The organism is Planctomycetia bacterium (assembly GCA_034440135.1).
Classification (GTDB): Bacteria; Planctomycetota; Planctomycetia; order Pirellulales; family JALHLM01; genus JALHLM01.
On record JAWXBP010000340.1, the window covers coordinates 1 to 3574 of the forward strand.

General features: G+C 59.9%; 2 protein-coding genes. One reads left to right on the forward strand and one right to left on the reverse strand.

Translation table 11 applies throughout. The features are described from left to right. Positions 1-94 precede the first annotated feature (94 nt). Positions 95-1561: a cryptochrome/photolyase family protein gene (locus tag SGJ19_20585; GenBank protein MDZ4782651.1), complete on the forward strand. Its 1467-nt coding sequence runs from the start codon at positions 95-97 to the stop codon at positions 1559-1561. Positions 1562-1669: 108 nt separating this feature from the next. Here the strand turns inward: SGJ19_20585 and SGJ19_20590 are convergent, their stop codons facing one another. After that, positions 1670-3568, reverse strand: a complete 1899-nt coding sequence (locus tag SGJ19_20590; protein MDZ4782652.1) for a hypothetical protein — start codon at positions 3566-3568, stop codon at positions 1670-1672. Between the last annotated feature and the right edge of the window lie 6 nt (positions 3569-3574).

A 3574-nucleotide genomic window follows, 5' to 3' on the forward strand; every position in this document is an offset into this window, starting at 1 on the left:
CCGGCGTCGCCGCTGCCGATTGTGTTCTTCGGCACATCGGGATTCCGTCTGAGAAGCAACTCCCGCTCCGCAACACCGTTCAGGACGACGGTTCATGACGCAGGCCGCGCTGATCTATCCACATCAACTGTTCGCAGACCACCCGGCGCTTGTGAACGCCTCGCAAGTCGTGCTGGTCGAGGAACCGTTGCTGTTCAGTCAGTACCGTTTCCACCGCCAGAAGCTGATCTTCCACCGCGTTACGATGAAGCAGTTCGCGGCGGGGCTGCAGCAACGGAAACTAAAGGTTCACTACATCGAAGCGAGCAAATTGACGGACACCGCTGCCATTGCGTCCGTGCTGAAGGAACTTGGCATTCGCTCCGTGCAGTATGTTGATCCGTGCGACGACTGGATAGCGACCCGCCTGGCAACGGCGCTCGAGCGGCAGGGGATCGCCGCGGTGGTGCTCGATGACCCGCACTTTCTCACGCCTGTCTCGGTCGTGCGCGACTTCACGGTGGGCAAGGATCGACTTTTTTTCAACAGTTTCTATATCGCTCAGCGGAAGCGGCTGGGTCTACTGCTGGATGACGATGGCAAGCCAGTCGGCGGTCAATGGAGCTTCGACCCGGACAATCGCAAGAAGTTGCCGAAGGGCGTCCGCATCCCAACGACGCCTCACACGAAAGCTGGAGCAGCCGTCAGGGCTGCGATGCAGTATGTACGTGCGAATTTTCCCACTGCGATCGGGGCCGACGCGGAACTTGGTTACCCAATCGACCATGCCGGGGCCGCGGTCTGGCTCGACGAATTCGTTCAGGAGCGACTGGCGTCGTTTGGCGACTACGAGGATGCCATCAGCGCGGAACATGGCGTTCTGTTTCATTCCGTGTTGACGCCGATGCTCAACGTCGGCCTGCTTTCACCGCGCCAGGTTGTCGACGCTGCGCTCGCGCGTAGTAAACGCGTTCCGCTCAACTCTTTGGAAGGCTTCGTCCGCCAGATCATCGGCTGGCGAGAATTTGTTCGCCTCGTGTACCTGACTCATGGACGCGAGCAACGCACCCGTAACTTCTGGGGATTCTCCCGCGGCATCCCCGCCGCCTTCTATGACGCCACGACCGGCATCGAACCCGTGGACACGGTGATCCGCCGGGTGCTGCGCAGCGGCTATTGCCACCATATCGAGCGGTTGATGATCTTGGGCAACTTTCTGCTGCTCTGCGACATCGCCCCCGATGAGATCTACCAGTGGTTTATGGAAATGTTCATCGATGCTTACGACTGGGTGATGGTGCCCAATGTTTACGGCATGAGCCAGTACGCGGACGGAGGACTGATGACGACAAAACCTTACATCAGTGGGTCAGGGTACGTCTTGAAGATGAGCGACTTCAAGAAAGGCCCGTGGTGCGCCATTTGGGATGCGCTTTACTGGAGGTTTATCGACCGGCATAGCAAGTTCTTTGCGGCCAATCCGCGGATGTCGGTGATGGTGAAAATGAAAGAAAAGCTCGGCGCACGGATGGCCGAGCACCACCGGTTGGCAGACGCTTTTCTAGGGCAATTGCATCAGTAGCTCCCACCAGCATCGTTCCTGGTGTGCGGCAACCGTTGACCAGGCACGGTAGCGAAGCGATGCGCGACCGTTGACAAGGCATGGTTCGTTTCAGCTCAAGAGGCGCCCCTATTCGGCAGCAGCCTGACGCGTGACGATGGGGACGTAGCCGATCTCCAGGCCCTGGGGTGGAGTGACGATGACGGCCGGATCGAGGTCGGCCAGCTTACCGACGGTCGGTGGGGGCAAGTAGTGGCGATCCTTCGTCCAATGCTTGTGAAGTAATTCGACCCGTTTCTGAACGGCTTCTCGCTCGTCGGTTGTCAGGTCGGCGTTGAGCATCGCCGGCTGATCGGCGAAGCGGTACCAATAATACGTCACGACGCTCCCGTCCCCCAACTTCGCTTCGAAGGGCCCCGCCGCAGGACCAGGCTTTTTCCAACAGCTTTCCGCCTCATCAGGCGTCACGTACGGCATCCGTTCAACGCCGAGTCGTCTCGGGAATTCTGCCTTCGCCAGGCCGGTTTCGGCGGGGACTTCCTGTCCATGGGTCGCCACCCAATTCGGCTGGCCGCCTTGGTTTTTTTCCAGTCGGTAGTATTCGGGCAAGGTAACGAGTGAACCGTCCTTCGCGACGGCCTCTTTCGCCCACTTGTAACCGTACGTGGTCTCGTCCAGCGTGGTCGGCCGGGCGAACGAACTCCAAGCGAGCGGCGCCTTGCTCTCGTTCGGCGCGTCCGGCAAATAGATTTCCCAGGTCGCGCCGCCTCCGTCCTTAAAGTTGTGGACTGCGGATGCGTCGGCGTCAATCTCGCCGGAGGCCTCTTTTCCACCTTCAAACCACGCTTGCACGTCGTCCCACAGAGCCGCCTTCTTGTAGGCCGTGATGCGGTGGATAAGCGGAGCGTCTCTATCCGCCATCGCCGGAAAACGTGTGGGGGCGACGCGGGCGTAGGTGTCGCCTTTGGCGTCGTTCGAGATAAAGGCGGGGATATGCTGCGTTTCCATCTGCACCGCTTTGTTCGGCTCGGACGGCCGGCTGTCGAGAAACTGCCCGGCCAGGCTGGGGCGCTCGACCGACGGCCGCGACCAAAAGTAGGGGAGGAAGCAGGTCACAGGCCCTTTGAAATTGCCGGTATTCAGAAACAGAGTCCAGCACTGGTCACCTGTCGGCACGTCCTTCGCGGCAGTCGTTTTCTTGGGAGACGTCAACGGCAACGGCAAATACCCGTAGCCGAACAATTCGCCGGATGTCCCCTGTTTCAGGTTGAGCCCGTCCGGCGGCCAGAGCACCCATGGGCTCAGTTGCGCAATGGCATAGTGTCCGGCTGGATTCGACCAGTCACGGCCCTTGCCTGCACCGGGACCGTTGGCCCACTCCACGAAATTGAGCGCCACGCCTCCCATGATGAACTTGGGAGTCTCGGTGGCAAATCGGGTGTCCCGCCACCAGCCGAGTCCTCCTTCGATGTCCGAGTACTGATCCTTGGGCTCGGGGCCATCGAACTGCGCGAACATCCACGTACCGAAAAGTCCGCTTTGAAAATCCTGTCCGGGGTAGTTCTTCAACAGTGGCCATGCCGCCACGTACATCGAAAACCCAGCGTTATAGGTCTTGTCCACCTGCTCATGCGGTACGAGCAGGTAGCCGGCCATTTCCGCTTGCTGGGGCGGGTTGTCCTCCACGGACAGAATTGCTTCGGCGAATGCCACGCCAATCGGCGCTAAGATCTTCGCTGCTCCGAGGTAGTGATAGCCGCCATTGGATACCCCGGCCGTCAAGCGATTCAACTCGTCCGGAGTGAAATGCGCCGCGATGGCCTTGTTCCGCGCGGCTTCTTTCGCTTCCTGGCTTAGTTTCGAGTCCTTGTTGAATTCCTGCTCTAACTTGTGTTCGAGCTCTTCCCTGCGCTGAGCGAGCGCCTCCAAGTCGTCGTCCCAGAACGGGGCCGTCTCCACAGCGAACACGTTCCCCTTGAATTCGTCGAGTGTGGAAGGCTTCCGCTGGGCCTCGCGGAAGTGCATCATCGGGGC